Annotated in this window: 19 protein-coding genes and 1 tRNA gene; 11 read left to right on the top strand and 9 right to left on the bottom strand. The window is 59.5% G+C overall.

Going from position 1 to position 22,005, the window contains the following annotated elements:
* Positions 1-41 precede the first annotated feature (41 nt).
* The 3 genes from phaR to BG455_RS13820 form a co-directional block, all read right to left on the bottom strand.
* Entirely contained in the window at positions 42-587 is a 546-nt protein-coding gene (gene phaR / locus BG455_RS13830; RefSeq protein WP_071470557.1) for a polyhydroxyalkanoate synthesis repressor PhaR, read from the bottom strand.
* A 140-nt stretch (positions 588-727) separates the two neighbouring features.
* A complete protein-coding gene (locus tag BG455_RS13825; protein ID WP_071470556.1) occupies positions 728-1,174 on the bottom strand; it encodes a Phasin in 447 nt (148 codons plus the stop codon).
* 134 nt (positions 1,175-1,308) lie between these two features.
* Complete coding sequence (locus BG455_RS13820; protein ID WP_071470555.1) at positions 1,309-3,111, bottom strand: PHA/PHB synthase family protein; 1,803 nt, start codon at positions 3,109-3,111, stop codon at positions 1,309-1,311.
* A 129-nt stretch (positions 3,112-3,240) separates the two neighbouring features.
* On the opposite strand from BG455_RS13820, the gene phaZ reads away from it, so the two are divergent.
* The 5 genes from phaZ to lpxK all read left to right on the top strand — a co-directional run bounded on the left by phaZ (position 3,241) and on the right by lpxK (position 9,277).
* Positions 3,241-4,521: a polyhydroxyalkanoate depolymerase gene (gene phaZ / locus BG455_RS13815; RefSeq protein WP_071470554.1), complete on the top strand. Its 1,281-nt coding sequence runs from the start codon at positions 3,241-3,243 to the stop codon at positions 4,519-4,521.
* Positions 4,522-4,772: 251 nt separating this feature from the next.
* On the top strand, positions 4,773-6,134 hold the full coding sequence (locus BG455_RS13810; protein WP_425438761.1) for a TldD/PmbA family protein: 1,362 nt from the start codon (positions 4,773-4,775) through the stop codon (positions 6,132-6,134).
* On the top strand, positions 6,121-6,903 hold the full coding sequence (locus BG455_RS13805; RefSeq protein ID WP_071470553.1) for an inositol monophosphatase family protein: 783 nt from the start codon (positions 6,121-6,123) through the stop codon (positions 6,901-6,903). Before BG455_RS13810 ends, BG455_RS13805 begins: the two co-directional genes overlap by 14 nt.
* Positions 6,904-7,073: 170 nt before the next feature.
* Positions 7,074-8,276, top strand: a complete 1,203-nt coding sequence (locus BG455_RS13800) for a 3-deoxy-D-manno-octulosonic acid transferase (protein ID WP_071470552.1) — start codon at positions 7,074-7,076, stop codon at positions 8,274-8,276.
* The gene (gene lpxK / locus BG455_RS13795; protein ID WP_071470551.1) at positions 8,276-9,277 is read left to right on the top strand and encodes a tetraacyldisaccharide 4'-kinase; all 1,002 of its coding nucleotides are present in this window, start codon (positions 8,276-8,278) and stop codon (positions 9,275-9,277) included. The genes BG455_RS13800 and lpxK overlap by 1 nt, the downstream gene beginning before the upstream one ends.
* 38 nt (positions 9,278-9,315) lie before the next feature.
* Here the strand turns inward: lpxK and BG455_RS13790 are convergent, their stop codons facing one another.
* A complete protein-coding gene (locus BG455_RS13790) occupies positions 9,316-10,797 on the bottom strand; it encodes an NAD-dependent succinate-semialdehyde dehydrogenase (protein WP_071470550.1) in 1,482 nt (493 codons plus the stop codon).
* A 199-nt stretch (positions 10,798-10,996) separates the two neighbouring features.
* Between BG455_RS13790 and BG455_RS13785 the strand changes: the two genes are divergently transcribed.
* The 3 genes from BG455_RS13785 to pheS all read left to right on the top strand — a co-directional run bounded on the left by BG455_RS13785 (position 10,997) and on the right by pheS (position 15,333).
* Positions 10,997-12,463: a bifunctional diguanylate cyclase/phosphodiesterase gene (locus BG455_RS13785; protein WP_071470549.1), complete on the top strand. Its 1,467-nt coding sequence runs from the start codon at positions 10,997-10,999 to the stop codon at positions 12,461-12,463.
* A gap of 314 nt (positions 12,464-12,777) precedes the next feature.
* The gene (mgtE, locus tag BG455_RS13780; protein ID WP_071470548.1) at positions 12,778-14,181 is read left to right on the top strand and encodes a magnesium transporter; all 1,404 of its coding nucleotides are present in this window, start codon (positions 12,778-12,780) and stop codon (positions 14,179-14,181) included.
* Between the two features lie 69 nt (positions 14,182-14,250).
* Positions 14,251-15,333, top strand: coding sequence for a phenylalanine--tRNA ligase subunit alpha (pheS, locus tag BG455_RS13775; protein ID WP_071470547.1), 1,083 nt, complete (start codon positions 14,251-14,253; stop codon positions 15,331-15,333).
* Positions 15,334-15,537: 204 nt separating this feature from the next.
* Here the strand turns inward: pheS and glnA are convergent, their stop codons facing one another.
* Together glnA and BG455_RS13765 are read right to left on the bottom strand one after the other, a co-directional pair.
* Positions 15,538-16,944: a type I glutamate--ammonia ligase gene (gene glnA / locus BG455_RS13770; RefSeq protein WP_071470546.1), complete on the bottom strand. Its 1,407-nt coding sequence runs from the start codon at positions 16,942-16,944 to the stop codon at positions 15,538-15,540.
* A gap of 62 nt (positions 16,945-17,006) precedes the next feature.
* On the bottom strand, positions 17,007-17,345 hold the full coding sequence (locus tag BG455_RS13765) for a P-II family nitrogen regulator (RefSeq protein WP_071470545.1): 339 nt from the start codon (positions 17,343-17,345) through the stop codon (positions 17,007-17,009).
* 185 nt (positions 17,346-17,530) lie between these two features.
* Between BG455_RS13765 and BG455_RS13760 the strand changes: the two genes are divergently transcribed.
* The gene (locus BG455_RS13760) at positions 17,531-19,030 is read left to right on the top strand and encodes an NAD(P)H-hydrate dehydratase (protein WP_071470544.1); all 1,500 of its coding nucleotides are present in this window, start codon (positions 17,531-17,533) and stop codon (positions 19,028-19,030) included.
* Here the strand turns inward: BG455_RS13760 and BG455_RS13755 are convergent.
* Complete coding sequence (locus BG455_RS13755; protein WP_071470543.1) at positions 19,019-19,525, bottom strand: Hint domain-containing protein; 507 nt, start codon at positions 19,523-19,525, stop codon at positions 19,019-19,021. The genes BG455_RS13760 and BG455_RS13755 overlap by 12 nt on opposite strands.
* A 205-nt stretch (positions 19,526-19,730) precedes the next feature.
* Between BG455_RS13755 and BG455_RS13750 the strand changes: the two genes are divergently transcribed.
* A tRNA-Leu gene (locus BG455_RS13750) sits at positions 19,731-19,815 on the top strand.
* A 52-nt stretch (positions 19,816-19,867) separates the two neighbouring features.
* Here BG455_RS13750 and BG455_RS17375 read toward each other — a convergent pair.
* Both BG455_RS17375 and ilvC read right to left on the bottom strand, forming a co-directional pair.
* Positions 19,868-20,029 carry a hypothetical protein gene (locus tag BG455_RS17375; protein WP_170124695.1) on the bottom strand — a complete coding sequence of 54 codons (162 nt, stop codon included), beginning with the start codon at positions 20,027-20,029 and terminating at the stop codon, positions 19,868-19,870.
* A gap of 359 nt (positions 20,030-20,388) precedes the next feature.
* A complete protein-coding gene (gene ilvC / locus BG455_RS13740; protein ID WP_071470542.1) occupies positions 20,389-21,411 on the bottom strand; it encodes a ketol-acid reductoisomerase in 1,023 nt (340 codons plus the stop codon).
* A gap of 132 nt (positions 21,412-21,543) precedes the next feature.
* Here ilvC and BG455_RS13735 point away from each other — a divergent pair, with 132 nt between their 5' ends.
* Positions 21,544-22,002, top strand: coding sequence for an Lrp/AsnC family transcriptional regulator (locus tag BG455_RS13735; RefSeq protein ID WP_071470541.1), 459 nt, complete (start codon positions 21,544-21,546; stop codon positions 22,000-22,002).
* Positions 22,003-22,005 lie beyond the last annotated feature (3 nt).

Raw genomic sequence — 22,005 nt, 5'->3', positions numbered from 1 at the left:
GGGATGTGACGGGGCGGCCTGTCGCAGCCGCCCCGCGCGCGTCACTTGTTCAGGGTCGACAGCTTTTGCTGCAATTCGGAAAGTTGCTTTTTGATCTCGGTCAGTTCGTCCCCGTCCGACGCGGGCGCTGCGTCCGTTTTCGGAATGCCGGGCCAGCCTGTCATCATGGTTTTCATGAACGCCTGTTGCTGGCGCTGCATTTCCTCAAAGCCCGGCATAGTGGCCATGGGGTTTGCGCGGGTCATGTTCTCGACGATCTTGGACTGCCCGTCGCGCAGCATTTCAAAGGACATGGCCAGAAATTGCGGCACCACGCTTTGCGCCTGCGTGGTATAGCTGCGCACCAGATCGTTCAGCACCTCGATCGGCAACACGCTTTCGCCACGACTTTCATGTTCGGCGATGATTTGCAGCAGATATTGCCGTGTCAGGTTGTCGCCAGATTTCAGATCGACGATCTGAACCTCGCGCCCGTCGCGGATAAAGCCTGCAATATCTTCCAGCGTCACATAATCGCTGGTTTCCGTATTATACAGGCGGCGGCTGGCATAGCGCTTGATCAAAAGCGGCTTTGCGGTGTCTGACATGGATCTCCCCCTCGCCCATGAATATGGCATTGCGGCAAGACTAGGCGAGGTTTGCACAAAAGGAAAGGGCGAGCGTCAAGCGCTCGCCCTTTGATCAGGCACCGATTGGGAGGAAACGATACCCGTATCGCTGAACCAGATTACTTGGTTGCAGCAGTCTTTGCTGCTTTGGTTGCTGTGTCGGTTGCTTTCTTGACAGCAGCAGAAGCTTCTTCCTGCATGTCTTTGCCAGCAGCCATCATCAGCTCAACTGTGTCCATCTGAACTTTTTTCGCAATTTCAGCAAATGCTGCAACATGCTCTGCGGCCATCTCTGCCGAAGCGGATGCGAAATCGGTCATGGACTTGGAGTAATCCGCTGGGTCTTCCTTGACGGTCGACATTTCGCCAACTTTGGCCAGCGTTGCTTTTGTCCATTTTGTCGAAACTTCGGTCGACTTTTCAGCGGCTTCGAGAGCAACTTTGCTCATCTTTTCAGCCATCGCAGCTTGCGACTTGAACATGTCCTGCATTGCAGTTGTGTCCATTGGGAACGCGCCCATCATTTCTTTCATCATTTTTGTGTAATCGTTGTTTGCAGTAGCCATGTCAGCTCTCCTTGGTTTAAATTCCCGCAGATCGCTCTGTGCTCTCTGCCTCTGCAAACAATATGCATGCTGCGGTGCAGCATTTCAAGTATTTTTTCTGCACCGCAGCATTTTTTTCAAGATACACCCCAAGCCTATGACATAGCGTTGTTTTTAGAACTGGTCACATAGGTGCCGGGGGCATCGCACAGGGCCTTATACTCCGAATCGCCCGGAATTCGGGCCGGAACCTGCGCGCCAGCGCGCTTGCTCAGCCACGCTTCCCAATGCGGCCACCAGCTTCCTTCATTGAAGCTGGCCTCTTGCAACCACTCTTCCGGTACGCCGGCGGGCGCGGCCCCTGTGTAATGGCCGTATTTCTTTTTGCTGGGCGGGTTGATGATGCCCGCGATATGCCCCGATTCCGACAAAACGAACGTCTTGTCGCGGCTGCCCATCTTCGAGATGCCCCGAAAACTGGACCGCCATGCCGCGATATGGTCCGTCTCGCAGGCGATTGCGCAGACCGGATGGGCGACATCCGACAGGCTGACATCCTCGCCACAGATGCGGAAACTGTCACTTGCAAAGCGGTCCTGCTGGCACAGCCCGCGCAGGTATTCCACACACATGCGACCGGGCAGGTTCGTGCCATCGCCATTCCAATACAGCAGGTCAAAGGCGGGCGGCGCTTCGCCCATCATATAGCTGCGTATGGCTGGCCCATAGATCAGATCGTTCGAGCGCAGGAAGGAAAATGTCTTCGACATGAAGAAACTGTCCAGATACCCTTTTTCATCGCATTCGGCCTCGATGCCATTTACAAAGTCATCTTCCAGAAACACGCCCACTTCGCCCTGATCGGAAAAATCGGTCAGGGTGGTGAAGAATGTGGCGCAGCGCACCGATTTATCCTTGCGCTTGTTCATCAGCGCCAGAACCAGCGACAGCGTGGTTCCTGCAATACAATAGCCGATCACATTGACCTGCTTTTCGCCTGTCACTTCGCGCGCGACGCGGATCGCTTCCAGATACCCTTCTTCCACATAGGTATCGAGGCCCACATCCGCATAAGAGGCGTCGGGATTGACCCAGGACACAACAAACAGCGTATAGCCCTGATCGACGATCCATTTGATCAGGCTGTTTTGTGGTTTCAGGTCCATGACATAGAATTTGTTGATCCAGGGCGGAAAGATGATCAGGGGCGTGCGATGTACAGTGTCTGTGCTGGGGGCATATTGGATCAACTCGAACATGCGATTGCGAAACACCACCTTGCCCGGGGTTGTGGCAATGTTTTCGCCCACGGTGAACGCGTCCTTGTCTGCCAGCGTCACCAGCAGATCCCCCTTATGCGCCTCGATGTCGCGCACAAGGTTTTCCAACCCGCGCACAAGGCTTTCGCCTTCTGTCTCGACGGCTTTCATCAGCGCATCCGGGTTGGTCGCCAGAAAATTCGTAGGCGCCATCATGTCGGTGATCTGTTGGGTAAAATAGGTCAGCCGCCGCTTCTCACGATCTGGAATCGAATCGAGCGATTGCACGGTGGTGTGCATCGCTTCGGTCGCAATCATGTATTGCTGCTTGATATAGTTGAAATAGGGGTGGGATTTCCACAGCGGGTTGGCAAAGCGCCGGTCATCTGGGGTGTTGTCTTCGGGGGCTTGCAATTTGCCCTTGCGCAAGACTTCCTGCGCCTCGACATGATGTTTCAGCGCCTTGCCCCAATATTCAAGCTGATGTTCCAGCGTTTTGGAGGGTTGCTTGATCATTTCGGTCCAATAGGCGGTGGCGGCATGCAGCAACAGGTCCGAATCAGGGGCTTGCAGGCTTTGCCGTGGCATGTCCCGATGCGCAAGTGCTTCGGTCAGGCGCTGTGTCAGCTCTTCGATCCGCGCTAAATTTGCCCGCATCCGTGCTACTTTTTGGTCATCTTCATATTCAGAAGTTGTCATAGATCGAAATCCCCCCTATTCTTCGCATGTGCAGCAAAGATCTCCTCACGCGATCTTAACCCTGCACGAGTATGAATAAAAGCGGCGATTCTTTCAGGAATATGTCGTCAACGCAGAATGGGGACAGACATGAAGGGTATGGCGACCTACGACTTGATGGAGTCGATCCGAAATACGAATGAATGGATGGGGGCGTCAGCCCGTGCGTTCGCCTCTTATCCGGTCTGGGGGCTGACCCCCAACCCGATGTTCAAGGTCATGTCCGCCTGGGGCCGCGTGGCCGAACGCAGCTTTGCCCGTATGGTGATCAAGCCCGATTGGGGCATTACCAGCGTGCTTGGCGAAGACGGGCGGGATCATATTGTTGAAGAAGTTGTCGAAGTGGCGCGCCCCTTTGGCGATTTGCTGCGCTTCAAGGTGCATGGCCGCCCTGAAAAACAGCGCCGCGTGCTGCTCTGCGCCCCAATGTCTGGGCATTACGCCACTTTGCTGCGCTCGACCGTGGCCAGCCTGCTGCCCGATTGCGAAGTGTGGGTGACAGACTGGCACAATGCGCGCGACATTCCAGTGTCCGAAGGCAAATTCGATATTGAGGATTATTCCATCTACCTGATGGATTTCATGCGCCATATGGGGCCGGACACACATGTGATTGCAGTGTGCCAGCCGGTGCCGCTGGCGCTGGCGGCCACAGCCTATCTGGCCGAGCAGGACCCCGATGCACAGCCCCGCACCCTGACCCTGATCGGTGGTCCCATCGACCCTGATGCCGCGCCCACCGAAGTCACCGATTTTGGCCGCCGCGTCACCATGGGGCAGCTGGAGCATCTGGCCATCCAGCGCGTGGGCTTCAAGAACAAGGGCGTCGGGCGTCTGGTCTATCCGGGGCTGCTGCAACTGGGTGGGTTCATTTCCATGAATATGGAACGCCATGCTCAGGCTTTCGCTGACAAGATCACCGCAGAATCCCGCGGCGAGGGGGGGGAGCGTGACAAGCACAACCGCTTTTATGACGAGTATCTGTCGGTGATGGATATGACTGCCGAATTCTACCTCTCAACGGTCGAGCGGATCTTCAAAGACCGCGAGATTGCGCGCAATGCCTTTGTAGTGGACGGGCATAAGGTGGATTTCTCGAAAATCACCAAAGTGGCGGTCAAGGTTGTCGAGGGCGAAAAGGACGATATCAGCGCGCCGGGGCAATGTCTGGCGGCGCTGGATTTGCTGACAGGGTTGAACCCCGACCAGAAGGCCAGCCATCTGGAACCGGGGGCGGGCCATTACGGCATTTTCGCGGGCAAATCGTGGCGTAACAATATCCGCCCGCTGGTGATGGATTTCATGGACGCCCATTCCACAAGCGATGACGGGCAGAAAGCCAATCTGACTTTGGCGGCCTCTAACGGGTAAAGCGCCCGCGCTTTCAGACCCGCGCGACAGTGGCCCCGGACTTGATCCGGGGCCTCGGGTCCGGCCCGGAGGTCCCGGATCAAGTCCGGGACTGTGTGGCGCCCATTAAATTCAGTGTAATCCTTACCCAGACACCTGCATTTCGGCGCGCAGGCCCAAGGTGTGCGCGTTTTTCGCGCGAAGCCATTTCATTTCAGGCGCGCGCGCATTAGATGATCTGACGGATACGCCCAAGGATACCGAGTTTTCGCATGCATGACACCGATCTGACCAAAGCGCTTGCGCCTGTTGCCAATGCCCTGCTGAAGGCCGCCCGCGCCGCAGGGGCCGATGCCGCCGATGCCATTGCCATCGAGGGGCGCTCGATTTCGATTGATGTGCGCAAAGGCACGCTGGAGCAGGCAGAGCGGTCCGAGGGGGTCGATATCGGCCTGCGTGTCTTTGTCGGGCAGCGGCAGGCCTGCATCTCATCATCCGACACCCGCCCCGAGACGCTGGAGGCGATGGCCGCGCGCGCGGTTGCCATGGCGCGCGAGGCGCCCGAAGACCCTTATGCCGGGCTGGCGGAAACAGCACAGCTTGCCATGCTGCGCTCTGCCGATGGGTTGGAATTGTTCGACCCCGCGCCAGAGCCGGACCCCGCCACCTTGCAAGAAGATGCCCGCCGCGCGGAAGCGGCGGCGCAGGCCGTCAAGGGCGTGTCTCAGGTGCAATCCGCCTCGGCCGCCTATGGGTCGCAGGCCATCTGGATGGCGGCCACCAATGGCTTTCAGGGCGGCTACGCGCGCAGTTCCCGCCATATTTCCTGCGTGGCCATCAGTGGTGAGGGCACGGGCATGGAGCGGGATTGGTGCGGTGAGGGGCGCATCTTTCAGGCCGATCTGCCCGCACCCGAAGAGATTGGCCAGCTTGCCGCAGAGCGTGCGGTCGCGCGGCACGGCGCGCGCAGGCCGAAAACCGGCGCCTATCCGGTGCTGTATGATGAACGCATCGCCTCTAGCCTGATCGGGCATTTGCTGGGCGCGATCAATGGCAGCGCGATCACGCGCGGGTCCAGCTGGTTGCGCGATGCGATGGGCACGCAGGTTCTGCCCAAAGGCATGAGCTTGCGCGAAGATCCTGTGCGCCTGCGCCGTTCCGGCTCTCGCCCGTTTGACGCAGAAGGGCTGCAAAGCCGCGCCAAGGATCTGGTTGCAGATGGTGTGCTGCAATCCTGGGTGCTGGATCTGGCGACCGCGCGCAAACTGGGGCTGGAAAGCACAGCAAATGCCGTGCGCGGCACCTCGGCGCCGCCCTCGCCCTCTACCTCGAACCTGATCCTGACGCAGGGCGACGTATCGCGCGAGGGGTTGATCGCCCAGATGGGCACGGGCCTGCTGGTCACCTCGCTTATCGGTTCGACCATCAATTCCACCACGGGCGATTATTCGCGCGGGGCCAGCGGGTTCTGGGTGGAAAACGGGCAAATCGCCTATCCTGTCAATGAATGCACCATCGCAGGCAATCTGCGCGACATGCTGGGCCGGATCATTCCGGCCAATGACGGGCGCGATCATCTGTCCAGCGTGGTGCCGTCGCTGCTGGTCGAAGGGATGACCCTTGCAGGAGAGTGATGATCTGGCCCTTCTGACTGCGGCAGCTCATGACGCCGGAGAGATCGCCCGCCGCCATTTCGGCGAAGGGCCGAAATCTTGGGAAAAGGCTGCGGGCCAAGGCCCTGTGTCCGAGGCTGATCTGGAAATCGACGCGATGCTGCGCGCATGCTTGCTGGGCGCGCGGCCCGATTACGGCTGGTTGTCCGAGGAGACTGCGGATAACCCCGCCCGCCTGGCCTGCGCGCGGGTTTTCATCGTGGACCCGATTGACGGAACGCGCGCCTTCCTCGAAGGGCAGACCGGCTTTTCGCATGCGCTGGCCATTGTCGAGCATGGCAGGCCAGTGGCGGCGGTCGTCCATCTGCCCATGATGGGGCTGACCTATGCCGCATCGCGGGGGCAGGGCGCATATCTGGGCAAACAGCGCCTGAATGTGACAGCACAGACCGCGCCCTGTGGCGCACGGGTTCTGGCAACGCGCCCGCAAATGACCGCAGACCATTGGCCCGGCGGCGTGCCCGCGATTGACCGGCATTTTCGCCCTTCGCTGGCATGGCGGCTTGCCTTGGTGGCCGAAGGCAAGTTTGATGGCATGGTCAATCTGCGCTCAACTTGGCATTGGGATAGTGCCGCAGGCGCGCTGCTGATCGAGGAGGCAGGCGGCGTCGTCACCACAGGTTCAGGCGCTGCGCTAGAGTTCAACACGCCCAAGCCCTTTTCGGATGGCATTATCGCTGCGGGGCCTGTTTTGCACGAAGGTCTGCTGCATCGCAGGCGGGCGCGGTAATCCGAGAGCGGAAATTCCCTCTCCTCTCTGTGTGGGAATTGCCGTATCCCTAGGGGGTGGTGCAAAATAATGGGGGCTGAATGAGATTTGACCAAAGATTTGCCTGCACTGGGTGCAAGGGGTGCTGCGGGCCTGTCGTGGCTGTGGGCACCAAGGGCTGACCCCGCGCCATGTCCCCCCCGTTGATCGACCAGATTTTCCGGCTCTCGCGTGGTCGCGGCCTTGTCGCGCCCGCCGCGCTGGAGCGGCTGGCCACCCCGCTGGTCTGGATGCATAGCGACCAGCCGCGCGCTGCACAATTGCTGGCGGCACTGTCTGAAACGCTGCTGCAACGGGCACCCGGCTTCAGTGTTTTGCTAACCCAGCCCGAAGGGGCCGATGTGCCGCCCGACCTGCCGGGGCGTGTGTGCATTCCCTTGCCCGCAGACGAGCCTGCATTGGCGCATTGGCTGCTGGCGCGGCACGAGCCTTCGGTGGTGCTGATTGCGGCACAAGATATTCCTGCGGCCATGATCACGGCGCTGGGGCGCGGCTCTGTTCCGGTTATACTGGCCGAAGTTGATGCGCCGCGCTTTGCCTCGCGTTGGGCGCGGGTGCCGGGCTTTGCGCGTACGGTTCTGGGGCATGTGACAACAGTGTGTCTGACCAGCGATGCCGCGCGCGGCGCGTGGCAAGAGGCGGGTCTGGCAGATGCCGCGCTGATCCCCTGCGGGCGGCTGTCTGCAACGCCGGTTGCCCTTGGCTGCAACGAATCCGAGCGCGAGGAACTGGCCGAGAGTTTTCGCCACCGCACAGTCTGGCTGGCCGTTGGTGTGCCCGAGCGCGAAGAAGAGGCTGTTCTGGCCGCACATCGAGAGGCGTTACGCGAAAGCCATCGTCTGGCCCTGATCCTGCACCCCGCCGACCCCACGCGCGGCCCTGTGCTGCGCGATATGTTCGCGGGGCAGTTTATGACAGCGCTTCGCTCAGAGGATGATCTGATCACACCGGAAACGCAGGTCTATATCGCCGATACCGAGGGCGAGCGTGGGTTGTGGTATCGTTTGGCGGTTGCGTGTTTTCTGGGCGGGTCACTTGGTGGCGAGGGGGCCTGTTTCAGCCCGATGGAGGCAGGCGGGCTGGGCTGTGCCATTGTGCATGGCCGTATGTTTGGCCGCTTTTCGGAACCGTTCGATATGCTGCGCGAAGCACGCGCTACCCGCATGATCCAGAGTGCGGATGCGCTGGGGTCGGCCATCTGCGCCGCGCTGCGGCCCGAACAGGCTGCCAATCAGGCGCATCGGGCGTGGCAGGTCATTTCTGGCGGCTCCGAGGCAACAGAGACGGTGATTGGTGCCGTCCTTGCCGCTGCTGCAAAAGCAGAGGCAGGCTGATGCGCGCGCCCGCCTTCTGGTTCACCCCGCCGGACCGTCCGGCATGGCGCGCGCGCCTGCTGGCCCCTTTGGCAGCACTTTATGCCCGCGCAACCGCGCGTCGCGTGGCGAAAGCCCCGCAGTATCGCCCGCCTGTTCCTGTCATCTGCGTGGGCAATCTGAATGCGGGCGGCACTGGCAAGACCCCGACTGTCATTGCGCTGGTGCAGATGTTGCAGGGCATGGGGCATAAGCCGCAAGTCATCTCGCGCGGGTATGGGGGGCGGCTTGCAGGCCCGGTGCGCGTGGATGAACGCACTCATAAAGCCGCCGATGTGGGGGACGAGCCGTTGTTGATGGCCGCCTTCGCGCCTGTCTGGGTGGCGCAGGACCGCGCCCTTGGTGCACGGCAGGCTGTAAAGGCTGGGGCAGATGTGCTGGTCATGGATGACGGGTTTCAGAACCCTGCATTGGCCAAGGATGTGTCGCTGGTCGTGGTCGATGCCGCCATAGGCTTTGGCAATGGCCGCGTGCTGCCCGCTGGCCCTTTGCGCGAACCTGTTGCGGTGGGCTTGGCGCGTGCGGATATGATTGTCAGCATAGGCGCATCAGAAATGCAGCGCCGCTTTGACATGGCCACAGATTTCGTTGGCCTGCCTGTGTTGCGCGCGCAATTGCGCCCGCTGCAAATGGGGATGAGTTGGCAGGGGCTGCGCGTCCTTGCTTTTGCGGGCATCGGCAGGCCGGAAAAGTTCTTTGCAACCCTGCGCGCCGAAGGGGCCGAACTGCTGCGCGCCGAGGCATTGAGCGACCACCAACCGCTAACCGATGCGCTGATGGCGCGGTTGGAGCTGGAGGCAAAGGCGCTGGGCGCGCAGCTGGTCACAACTGAAAAAGACGCCGTGCGCCTGCCTGCGAAATTCCGGATGAAAGTGCTGACCATGCCGGTACGGCTGGAGTTTGACGCCGCAGAAGACTTGCAGGCACGGCTGCGCGCAGTGATGGCCGCGCCACAGGGCTAATGGGGGGGCAGGGGCGCATGCGCCCCTGCCTGTGTGGTTCAGACGCTCAGGCAGATATACTTCATCTCAAGGTAATCTTCCGTCCCGTGATGCGACCCTTCGCGGCCCAGCCCCGATTGCTTGACCCCGCCAAAGGGGGCCACCTCGGACGAGATCAGGCCGGTATTCACCCCCACAATCCCGTATTCCAGCTGTTCCTGCACCCGTGTGATGCGGCCTATGTCGCGGGCATAGAAATAGGCGGCCAGCCCGAAGATCGTGTCATTGGCATAGCCTATAACCTCGTCCTCGGTGTCGAATTTGAACAGCGGGGCCAGCGGGCCAAAGGTTTCTTCCTGTGCCACTTTCATGTGCTGTGTCACGCCTGTGACAATCGTCGGCTCGAAAAACGTACCGCCATTGCCATGCCTGCGCCCGCCGGTCAGAACCTGCCCGCCATGGGCCAGCATGTCGCTGATATGGTCTTCAACCTTGGTCACTGCCTCTTCATTGATCAGCGGGCCAAGGTCGATGCCTTCCGCCAACCCGTCGCCAACTTTCAACTGCTCGACCGCTGCTTTCAGCTTTTCGGCAAAAGCATCATAGACCCCGGCTTGCACATAGATGCGATTGGCGCAGACGCAGGTCTGCCCATTGTTGCGATATTTCGACATCATCGCGCCTTTGACCGCTGCATCCAGATCAGCGTCATCAAACACGATGAACGGCGCGTTACCCCCCAGTTCCATTGAACATTTCATCACTTGATCTGCCGATTGGCGCAGCAGGATACGGCCCACTTCGGTACTGCCGGTGAATGTCAGTTTCCGAACAATCGGGTTCTCGCAGAACTCTTTGCCAATATCCGATGCGCGGCTGGAGGGGATGATGGACAAAACGCCCTTTGGCACGCCTGCGCGTTCCGCCAGAACTGCCATCGCCATTGCGGAAAGCGGGGTTTCGGCGGCTGGGCGCGCGACAAAGCCGCAGCCTACGGCCAGCGCGGGGGCGACCTTGCGCGCGATCATCGCGTTTGGAAAGTTCCACGGTGTGATAGAGGCCGCAACCCCGATGGGCTGGCGGATTACAGTGATGCGCTTGTCCGGCTGGTGGCCGGGGATGGTTTCGCCGTAAACGCGCTTGGCTTCCTCGCCGAACCATTCGACAAAGCTGGCACCATAGGCGATTTCGCCGCGCGCCTCGGCCAAGGGCTTGCCCATTTCTGCAGTCAGGATCAGCGCCAGATCCTCCTGATTTGCCATCATCAGATCGAACCATTTGCGCAAAATGGCGGCGCGGTCCTTGCCTGTGCGCGCGGCCCAGCCATGGCGGGCCTTGTCTGCGGCGGCAATTGCGCGCGCGGCTTCCGCGCGGCCCAGATCGGCCACTTGGGCAATCACATCGCCGCGTGCGGGGTTGATGACATCGAATGTCGCGCCGTCATCGGCATCGACCCATTCCCCTGCCACATAGGCGCGGGTTTCCAGCAAGGACGGGTCTTTCAGGTGCGATTTCAAGTCGGTAGGGTGATGATCCAGCATGTTTGCTCCTTGGCTTTTGAAGGTGCCTGCGCGCCAAAGTCGCGCGAAGCAGCGTGGGTGGGGCTGTGTCCCCTTGGGGTGTGCGTATCGTGTTTCAGGGCCTGTGTCACGCATGCCCGGCGCGCGCGGCGATCAAGAATTTCTTAACAGTCATCTGCCAGAATGGGCCATGGTTCTATGATGCGTGAAAGGGCAAGGGATGGATGCGGGTGAGGCGACAGTTACCGACACGCAGCAATTCTACGCCGATCTTGTGATGCGCCACTCCTCGGACGGCGTCATCATCTCTGATCCCGACCGCAAGGCGCTCTGGGTCAACCCCGCCTTCATTGCGCAAACCGGCTACGGGCTGGAAGAAATTGCGGGGCAAGAGCCGGGGTCCGTTCTGCAAGGGCGCGACACAGACGCGACCACAGGCCGCCAGATCGAGGCAGCCTGCCGCCAGCGTCGCGAAATTCGGGTCGATATTCTGAACTACACCAAAAGCGGCGCGGCCTTCTGGGTCGATCTGAAGGTTACGCCGGTCTACGATTCAGGCGGTCGCCATACGCATTTCATCTCGACCATGCGCGACATTACCGAACGCAAAATGCTGGAAGACCAGAATGAGGAGATGCGCCATGCCGAGGCTTTGCGCCAGTCAGAGCGGCAATTGCTGGCCCTGACCAGCGAGTGGCTGTATTCCGCGAAATCCTTTGATGAATTGCTGATGGTCATCAAACGCGCCATGCACACCCTCATCCCCGAGGCAGAGGGCGCGCTGTATATCTATGACACGTCGCGCACCATGCTGGAACTTGTCACATCCTGGGGCACGATGCCTGCTTTCGCGGGCCATATCCTGCCGGATGAATGCTGGGCGTTGCGGCGGGGCAGGGCCTATGCCTATGGGTTGAAGCCTATTGAATTTGTCTGCGACCATGTCGACAAACCCGGCATGCCCTATTTCTGCCTGCCCATTATCGCCCATGGTGAAACCATCGGGCTGATGCATATCGTCTTTGACGGGTTCGAGGAGGGGGGGCTGACGCGGCATATGCGCAATGATGTGCTGCGCAACCGTTGGGACATTTCCCTTATATGTGGAGAACAGATCAGCCTTGCTGTGGCCAATGTGCGCCTGCGGCAGGAATTGCAGGAAAAATCCGTGCGCGACCCGCTGACAGGGCTGTGGAACCGGCGCTGGTTCATGGAGCATGCCTTGCGCGAGGTTACGATGGCGGAACGCGAAGGGCGCGATCTGGCGCTTATCTCGCTGGATGTGGACCATTTCAAACAATTCAATGACAGGTTCGGCCATGAGATAGGCGATATGGTGCTGAAAGATGTGGGGCAGGTGCTGGCCCGGGCCGCAGGCAAGACTGTCGCGCCCTGCCGCCTTGGCGGAGAGGAGTTTGTGTTGCTCTGCGCCGATCATGACGAAAACGCAGCCTATGCGCAGGCAGAAAAGCTGCGCATTGCGATTTCGGAAAGTACCTTATCCGCTTCGGGGCAGGCATTGCCTGCGATTACGGTATCGGCGGGGCTTGGGGTATTCGGGCGCGATGGCACCGTGCTGGAAGACATTATGAAAGCCGCCGATCTGGCGCTGTACCGTGCCAAGGCAGAGGGGCGAAATTGCGTGATGGCGCATGCAGGCCCGGATGCGCGCAAGCCCGCCCGTTGAAGATGCGCCGCGCCACAGGGCAGGGGGGTGCTTCATATTCAGGCAGGTCTTTGGCGCAGCGCGGTTATAAACCGCGCTGTTGCCCGTTATATGCCCTGCGCTAAATTGACTTCTTTCGACAATCCACCTATCAGCGCGTCTGTCGGCAGGGTTGGTCGGCGCAACGAAACGGCACATAAAATGGACGGCGGTTCCAGTCGGTTACGCACACAGCGTCCGACATATCAGACAAGACACAAACAGCGCGAGATGCGAGCCGCGGGCCGGGCCTAGCCCCGCAGTCGACCCCTCGCGCCACGGCACAGGGGTTGGCTATGACATTGCAGACATCGCTCAGTGAAATCCGTTTCGACCCCGAAGCCGAAGGTGCCGGCTTCGATGCTGCCTTCATCGCCGTTGAAGTGGCACGCCTGCTGCATGAAGGGCAGGAAACTGCCATCCGCGAATTTGTCGAAAGTCAGGAACTGGCCGATGTCGCCGCCCTGATTGACGAGTTGGAGGATGGCGACGATCTGGGTGTTTTGCGCCTGTTGCCCATGCATGATCAGGCCGAAATGCTGGGCTATCTGCGCCCGCGCGCGCAGGTCGATCTGGCAACCCGCATTCCGCGGCGCGAACTGGTGGCGCTGATGACCGCCATGAGCCATGACGAACGCGCCGACCTGTTCAAGCAACTGGATGAGGAAGCCCAGGAAGCCATCCTGCCCGCCCTGTCCAAGGCCGAGCGCGAAGACCTGCGCCGCCTTGCCGCCTATGAAGAATGGACAGTGGGGTCGGTCATGACCTCGGATTACGCAGTGTTGAAACCCGACATGACCACCAGTCAGGCCATCGAGGCCTTGCGCGCGCAAGCGATCGAGGCAGAAACGATTTACGATTCCTACATCATCGACGAATCACGCGCGCTTATCGGGGTCATCAGTCTGCGCGACCTGCTGACCGCGCGGCCCCGCCAGCGCGTGGACGAGATTATGGATACCGAACCCGTCTGGGTGCGCGCCGATGACGAGCAGGAAGAGGCCGCGCGCCTTGTCGCCCGCTACGACCTGCTTGCCCTGCCGGTGCTGGACAATAACGACCGTCTTGTGGGCATTGTGACGGCCGATGATGCGATGGATGTCACCGAGGAAGAGGTGACCGAGGATTTCTACAAAAGCTCGATCGTGCAACCGCTGGAAATGTCGGTGGCCGATGCCTCGATTGCGCTGTTGTATCGCGCGAGGATTTTCTGGCTGGTGTTGCTGGTGTTCGGCAATATCTTTTCGGGTGCGGGTATTGCCTATTTTGAAGAAACAATTGCCGCCCATCTGTCGCTGCTGTTCTTCCTGCCGCTGCTGATCGCTTCGGGGGGGAATGCGGGCACGCAATCGGCCACGCTGATGGTGCGCGCATTGGCCACGGGCGATGTGCGGCCTGCCGATTTCGGGCGCCTTTTGTCGCGCGAGGTGCTGATCGCGCTGGCGCTGGGCCTGACGATGGCGCTGGCTGTCTCTGTCATCGGGGTCTGGCGGGGCGGGCCAGAGATCGCGATGGTCGTTGCGCTGGCCATGATTACCATTGTGCTGATGGGCGCGTTGATTGGCTTGTGCCTGCCGTTCATCTTCGCCAAGATCGACCGTGACCCCGCCGCCGCATCCGGCCCGCTGGTCACCTCGATTGCCGATGTCTTGGGGGTGATCATCTATTTCAACATCGCGGCGCGCCTGCTGGAACTTTGACCGGCTTGCAATCCCATGGGGGATTGGCTAACTGACCCACGCAGAAACACGCGGCATAAAAGGCAGGGCATGGATACTATCGCAGAGCTTCGCGGCAAATATCTGGACCAGATTGCCACAGTCGCCGATATGGACGCGCTTGAAGCGGTGCGCCTGTCCGCCTTGGGCAAAAAGGGCGAGATAAGCCTGAAAATGCGCGAATTGGGCCAGATGGATGCAGAGGCGCGCCAGCGCGTCGGCCCCGCCCTGAACGGGCTGAAATCTGAAATTGACGCCGCCCTCAAGGCGCGCCGCGCCGGTCTGGAAGATGCGATCCTCGATGCGCGCCTACAAGCGGAATGGCTGGATGTCACCTTGCCGGGCCGTCCCCGCGCCATGGGTACGATCCACCCGATCAGTCAGGTGATGGATGAATTGACCGCCATCTTTGCCGATATGGGCTTTGCTGTGGCCGAAGGGCCCCAGATCGAATCCGACTGGTATAATTTCGACGCGCTCAATATCGCGCCTGAACACCCCGCGCGTCAGGAACATGACACATTCTTCATGCACCGCGCAGATGGCGACACTCGCCCCCCCCATGTGCTGCGCACCCATACCAGCCCTGTGCAGATCCGCGCGATGCAGGATCAGGGCGCGCCCATCCGCGTGATCGCGCCGGGCCGCGTCTACCGTATGGATATGGACCAGACCCATACACCCATGTTCCATCAGGTCGAAGGGCTGGCGATTGACCGCGACATCTCGATGGCGCAACTGAAATGGACATTGGAAGAATTCTGCCGCGCCTTTTTCGAGGTGGACGAGGTCGAACTGCGCTTTCGCGCGTCGCATTTCCCCTTTACCGAACCCTCTGCCGAAGTGGATATCCGCTGTTCATGGGAAGGGGGGCAGCTGAAGATTGGCGAGGGCAAGGATTGGCTTGAAATTCTTGGCTCTGGCATGGTGCATCCCAAAGTCTTGCAGGCAGGCGGCATTGATCCCGACAAATGGCAGGGCTTTGCCTTCGGCCTTGGCATCGACCGGATCGCCATGCTGAAATATGGCATCCCCGATCTGCGCGCGTTCTTCGAATCCGATCTGCGCTGGCTGCGCCATTACGGCTTCGCCTCTCTCGACCAGCCTGCCCTTGCTGCGGGCCTTAGCCGCTGATCTGGGCTTCTTTTTCTTACGAAAATACGCATGGGGTTTTTCAAAGGGGCGGCAGTGTCGCGCCATTGGCTCCAGTGACCATGCGCGCCCCTTGAAGCCGCTGGTTTAGCGGGTGGCAGCCCGCCAAGTCTGGTCAATCACGCCTGCGCCCTGACATTAAAAAAGCCCCCGAAACGGGGGCTTTTTCATAGCTTTCACCTGCACTTAGCAGCTGTAATACATCGCATATTCAATCGGGTGGGGTGTATGCTCATAGGCATAAACCTCTTCCCACTTCAGATTGATATAGGCCATGATCTGGTCTTTGGTGAACACGTCACCCGCCAGCAGGAAGTCATGGTCGGCAGCCAGCGAATCCAGCGCCTCGCGCAGCGATGCGCAGACAGTGGGGATGCCTTCCAACTCTTCGGGTGGCAGATCATACAGGTCTTTGTCCGATGCAGGGCCCGGATCGATCTTGTTCTTGATCCCGTCAAGACCAGCCATCAGCAGCGCTGCAAAGCACAGGTAGGGGTTGGCCGAAGGGTCTGGGAAGCGGGCTTCGACGCGCTTTGCCTTGGGGCTTTCTGTCCATGGAATGCGAATGCAGCCAGAGCGGTTGCGTGCCGAATAGGCGCGCAGCACAGGGGCTTCAAAGCCGGGGATCAGGCGCTTGTAGCTGTTGGTTGACGGGTTGGTAAAGGCATTCAGCGTCTTGGCATGCTTCAGAATGCCGCCGATGAACCACAGCGCTTCCTGGCTCAGGTCGGCATATTTGTCGCCTGCAAACAGGGGCTTGCCGTCTTTCCAGATCGACATGTTGACATGCATGCCGGTGCCGTTGTCGCCCTTGACAGGCTTGGGCATGAACGTTGCGGTTTTGCCATACGCATCTGCCACGTTGCGGATGACATATTTGTATTTCATGATCTCGTCAGCCTGCTTGGTCAACGAGCTGAAGATCAGGCCAAGTTCATGCTGTGCGGACGCCACCTCGGTGTGGTGCTTGTCCACTTTCATGCCCATGTCTTTCATGGTCGTCAGCATTTCCGAGCGCATGTCCTGATTGGCATCCATCGGGTTCATGGCGAAGTAATGGCCCTTGACGCCGGGACGGTGGCCAGTGTTGCCAGTGTCGTAATCGGTGTCAGAGTTCCAGGCCGCTTCCTCGGAATCCACCTCGAAGCTGACTTTGTTGATCTTGTCGCTGAATTTCACATTGTCGAAGACAAAGAATTCAGCTTCCGGCCCGAAATAGGACACATCGCCAATGCCGGTCGATTTCAGATAGGCTTCTGCCTTTTCTGCGGTGCCGCGCGGGTCGCGCTCATATGGCTCGTTCGTGTCCGGCTCTACGATCGAGGCGTGAATGGCCAAGGTGCGTTCGGCATAGAACGGGTCGATATAGACCGAGTCCAGATCGAAAATCAGTTTCATGTCAGATGCTTCAATCCCTTTCCAACCCGGAACGGAAGAGCCGTCGAACATGAAGCCTTCTTCAAGAAAATCCTCATCGACCAGATCATTGATGATCGTCACATGCAGCATGCGGCCGCGCGGGTCGACGAAACGGATGTCCAGATAGGCAACATCTTCGTCTTTCATCAGTTTGAGAACGTCAGCTGAACTCATGTTTGTTTTCCTCTTAGTTTTGAAACAGTACTCTCAGGGCTGTTGCCCGGAATTCTTAGCGCTTACAGAGCTTCATCGCCGCTTTCGCCTGTGCGAATGCGGATCGCCTGTTCGACGGTCGAGACGAAGATCTTGCCATCGCCGATTTTGTCGGTGCGCGCAGCAGCGACAATAGCTTCGATGGCGTCATCCACCTGTTCGTCAGGCAAGACGACTTCAACCTTCACTTTGGGCAGAAAGTCGACGACATATTCAGCACCACGATACAGCTCGGTATGTCCTTTTTGCCGCCCGAAGCCTTTGACCTCGATGACAGACAGACCCTGAACGCCAATATCTTGCAGAGCTTCCTTCACCTCATCCAGCTTGAAAGGCTTGATGATGGCCTCGATCTTCTTCATACCCTCGCTCCCACGTTGCTGCCAGCCGCTCTGCCGGTCAGTTGCGTTCAGATCATTTCCATCTCGGTACGACAATCTGATAGGGTGTTTGTGGCAGGCATAGCGCAAGGGAAAAAGGCGATGTGCTTTAAAAATAACCAAACTGCATAAATAATATGCAAAATGAAAACGGTAAATTTTTAAAAATGACTGAAATCCTCTCATCTGCACAAATGCGCGCCATTGAGGCTGCCCAGATCGAGTCGGGGGACACAACAGGGCTGGCCTTGATGGAGCTTGCGGGGCAGGGCGTGGTGGATGCCATTTGCGCCCGTTGGCCTGCACCGGCCAAGGCCGTCGTCTTCTGTGGTCCGGGAAATAATGGGGGCGATGGCTATGTGATCGCGCGCAAACTGGCGGAAATGGGGTGGCAGGTTCTGGTCTGGGCCCCTGTTGCGCCTGCCACGCCAGATGCGGTGGCAAACGCACAGCGTTGGGGGGTATTGGGGCAGGTGGTGAAGCACCTTGACCCAGCCTGCCTGCCCGGTTGTGTGGCTGTTGACGCGTTGTTTGGCACTGGTCTGACGCGGCCTGTGGCGGAAAAATTCTGGTCTGCACTCGCACAGGCGCAGCAGGCGGGTGCCAAGCTTGTTGCGGTTGATATCCTCTCGGGCATTTGCGCCGATAGCGGGCAGATCCGCGCGGATGGGGCCTATTCGGTGCAGGCCGCCGATCTGACGGTCACCTTCCAAGAGCCAAAGCTTGGTCACATGCTGTTGCCCGGCGGGGCGATGACAGGGGCGTTGGTGGTGGTCGATATCGGGTTGAAGGGCCGTATGGCGGAGTTGCGCGCAGGCGCGTCTGCGGAACAGGTCACGCAAACTGTGTCCCCGCCCGATCTGGCGCTTCTGACCAAGGGGGCTGGTCACAAATACAGTTATGGCCATGCGCTGGTTCTGTCGGGCGGTGTCGGGCGCGGGGGTGCGGCGCGGCTGGCGGCGCGTGCGGCGCTGCGGGTTGGCGCGGGGCTGGTCACGCTCTGCTGCCCGCCTGCGGCGTTGATCGAGAATGCGGCGCGGCTGGATGCCATTATGCTTCGTCCCGTGGCGGATGAGGTGGCCTTGACCAATGCGCTGACCGATCCGCGCATCACCGCACTGTGCCTTGGGCCGGGACTTGGCCTTGGGCGGCGCGAATGCGCGCTGGTCGCTGCCGCCTTGCGCAGCAAACGCCCCATCGTGCTGGATGCAGACGCGCTAAGCCTGATTGCCCAAAACTCCGATCTGCGCGCCCTTGTTCATGCGGATTGTGTGCTGACGCCCCATGCGGGCGAGTTTGCGCGCCTCTGGCCCGATTTGGGCACATCCGAACACTCAAAACTGAAAGCCACATGTCGCGCTGCGCAAGATATCGGCGCAGTGGTTCTGTTCAAAGGGGCCGATACTGTTATTGCTGGGCCAGACGGCTTTCCTGAAATTCACGTCGCACTGCGTGATCGTGCCGCGCCATGGCTGGCTACAGCAGGAACAGGCGATGTGCTGGCAGGGCTGATAACCGGCCTTCTGGCGCGGGGCATTCCCCCGCGCAGTTCCGCCTGCACCGGCGCGTGGCTGCATGTCGAAGCGGCGCGCCAGTTCGGCGCGGGTCTGCTTGCCGAAGACCTGCCAGACCAGTTGCCACAGGTTTTGCGCCGCTTAGGTGCCTGAACCGCTGATGAGTGTTGTCCATCCATCCGCAGTGATGATGGTGTCTTGCTGGAACCCAAGTTCATACAGCGTGGCGGGGCTGTCGGCGCGGTGCAGGTTCACACCATCCACCAACCTTGCGGCGGCACTCAGGGTAGGGGCCGCGAACAGAATTTCGGTGCGCCAGTCACAGATCCCCAGTTTCTGACCGGCCCCGACCAAAAGCGCGCGGTCCAACCTGCCCGGTGCAAGCCCCAAACCAAAGGCCGAAGGGTCAACCCGCACAATTTCCGCGGCGGCAGCATGATGGGTGCGAATGCTGCGCAATTTGACCATGCGGTTGCGTGTATCCAGCAAAATATCTCCCACAACCAGCCGCGACACAGGGCGCAGGCCGAAAATGGTGCGCACAACCGTTTCGCCCGCAAACCCCTGAAGCCCGAATTGCGTCCGCGCCGGTTTTGCCGTGCTGCGGGTCTTCAATGCCGGTGCAAGTGAAATGCTATCTGCAAACATCGCTCGAATCTCCTTGACCAAAACCTTGCCGAAGAAATGTGACAACAAGGTAAACGCGGCCTGTTTTGTAATACTGTTTCGTTATTTTGCACAATGACTGGCGATTTTGGTCAAATCAGGGCAGAAACATGGCCTGAATATATATTTCTACCTGCATTTTTGCCCTCGCATCCGCCGCTGGCATTTGCTACCTAGCCGCTCAGATGCGGGTGTGGCGAAATTGGCAGACGCACCAGATTTAGGTTCTGGCGCCGCAAGGCGTGGGGGTTCAAGTCCCTCCACCCGCACCACTATACCCAACGCTGCCTTCGGTATTGTTGTTTCAGCTGCCTTACAGGCTGCTCACAGGTCTTCAATATCTATACGGTCGGCGATTTCAGGGGCAATCAGGCCGGAATGCAGGCTTAGCAGGATAATCTTTGCATCCAACGTGTCGCCCTGTGCAAGGGCTGCTTCCACGCGGTGGTCTTGGGCCTCTGCATCCGCCGCGCCATTATTGTCCAAAATTGGTCATGGCCCAGAATGCAATAGGCCAGCAGATGGGCTGTGTGCATATACCCGCCTTCTGGCGCGCCGCGTGCCATTTTCTTGTGCATCTGTATGAGCGTCAGCTTTACAGGGTCGGGCACAAGCATCGGGTGCACTCCGACTGTGCGAAGCGCATCATCCAAGGCTCTTATCCCAGAGGAGCGGCCCAACATGTCAAACAATCGAAACATGCGCGCAGATGTATCAGGTCTTGGGGGCCGCTTCATCTGGTTTTTGCCAGATGCACTTCGCAGGCACAGCCCGTGACCGGCAGGCAAACGCAAAAGGCCCCCTCCAGTGCAGAGGGGGCCTTTGCTTCGGGATATCACCCCAAATCAGTTGCGGTCTTTATCGACCATTTTCGATGCGCCAATCCACGGCATCATCGCGCGCAGCTGTGCGCCGACTTTTTCGATCTGATGCTCGTCATTGATGCGGCGCGTGGCCTTGAAGAAAGGCTGGCCGACTGCGTTTTCCTGCATGAAGTCACGCACGAATTTGCCTTGCTGAATGTCGGTCAGCACGGCTTTCATGCGTGCTTTCGTCTCGTCATAAGGCAGAATGCGCGGACCAGAGACATATTCACCATATTCGGCGGTGTTGCTGATCGAATAGTTCATGTTGGCGATGCCGCCTTCATAGATCAGGTCCACAATCAGCTTCACTTCGTGCAGGCATTCGAAATAGGCCATTTCGGGTTCATACCCGGCCTCGACCAGCGTCTCGAACCCCATGCGGATCAGTTCGACCAGTCCACCGCACAGCACGGCCTGTTCGCCGAACAGGTCGGTTTCGCATTCCTGACGGAAGTTGGTTTCAATAATGCCGGACCGCCCGCCACCGATGGCCGAGCAATAGGACAGGCCGATTTCCATCGCCTTGCCGGTCGCATCCTGATGTACGGCCACTAGGCAAGGCACGCCGCCGCCTTTGGTATACTCGCCGCGCACCGTGTGGCCTGGGCCTTTGGGGGCCATCATGATCACGTCAACACCGGGCTTCGGCTCGATCAATCCGAAATGCACATTCAGGCCATGGGCGAAGGCAATCGCGGCCCCTTCGCGCAGGTTGTCATGCACATATTTCTTATAGGTTTCGGCTTGCAGCTCATCTGGCATGGTAAACATGATGACATCACACCATGCCGCCGCTTCCGCGATGCCCATAACGGTCAGGCCCTCGGCTTCGCATTTCTTGGCGCTGGCCGATCCTTCGCGCAGGGCCACAACAACATTCTTCGCCCCCGAATCGCGCAGGTTCAGCGCATGGGCATGGCCTTGGCTGCCATAGCCCAGAATCGCAACTTTCTTGTCCTTGATCAGGTTCACATCGCAATCGCGATCATAATAGACGCGCATCTGCCGTCCCTCCTTGGTTGGTGTTCATGCGGCGCAGTATAGGGAGGATTGGCTTTTTTTCGTTTCATTCCTCACGCAATTTCCCATATAAGCAGAAAATCTATTCATCATTTTCAAAATACTGAAAGAAACATGCAGCTAGACGACAGCGACCGCCGCCTTTTGCGCCAGCTTATGGCCGCGCCCGATGCCAGCACGGCCCAATTGGCCGCGCGCGCCGGCCTGACCGAGGCGACTTGCTGGCGCCGTCTGGAACGCCTGCGCGCGCGCGGCATCCTGCGCGGGCAACGCGCGGTCATCAATTGGCGTGCGCTGGGCTGGCAGGTTGAAGTCAGCTTGCGCATCACCCTCGACAAAACCAACCCGCGCGCCTTTGACGAATTCATCAGCGCCGCCCGCACGGTCCCTGAAGTGCTGGAAATCCAGACATTCCTCGGGCGCGTTGATGTGCGCCTGAATGTCATCGCGCGCGACATGGTCCATTACCAGCAGCTTTACCGCGACCGTATCCTGCCCCTGCCGCATATTGCCGATCTGGAGGCGCTGATGCATCTGTCCGACATCAAATCAGATACAAGCCTGCCGGTATGATCA

Origin of the sequence: Roseinatronobacter thiooxidans (assembly GCF_001870675.1) — a bacterium.
Classification (GTDB): domain Bacteria; phylum Pseudomonadota; class Alphaproteobacteria; order Rhodobacterales; family Rhodobacteraceae; genus Roseinatronobacter; species Roseinatronobacter thiooxidans.
The sequence above is the reverse complement of the archived record's forward strand: the minus strand, read 5'-3'. Positions and strand labels throughout refer to the sequence as shown.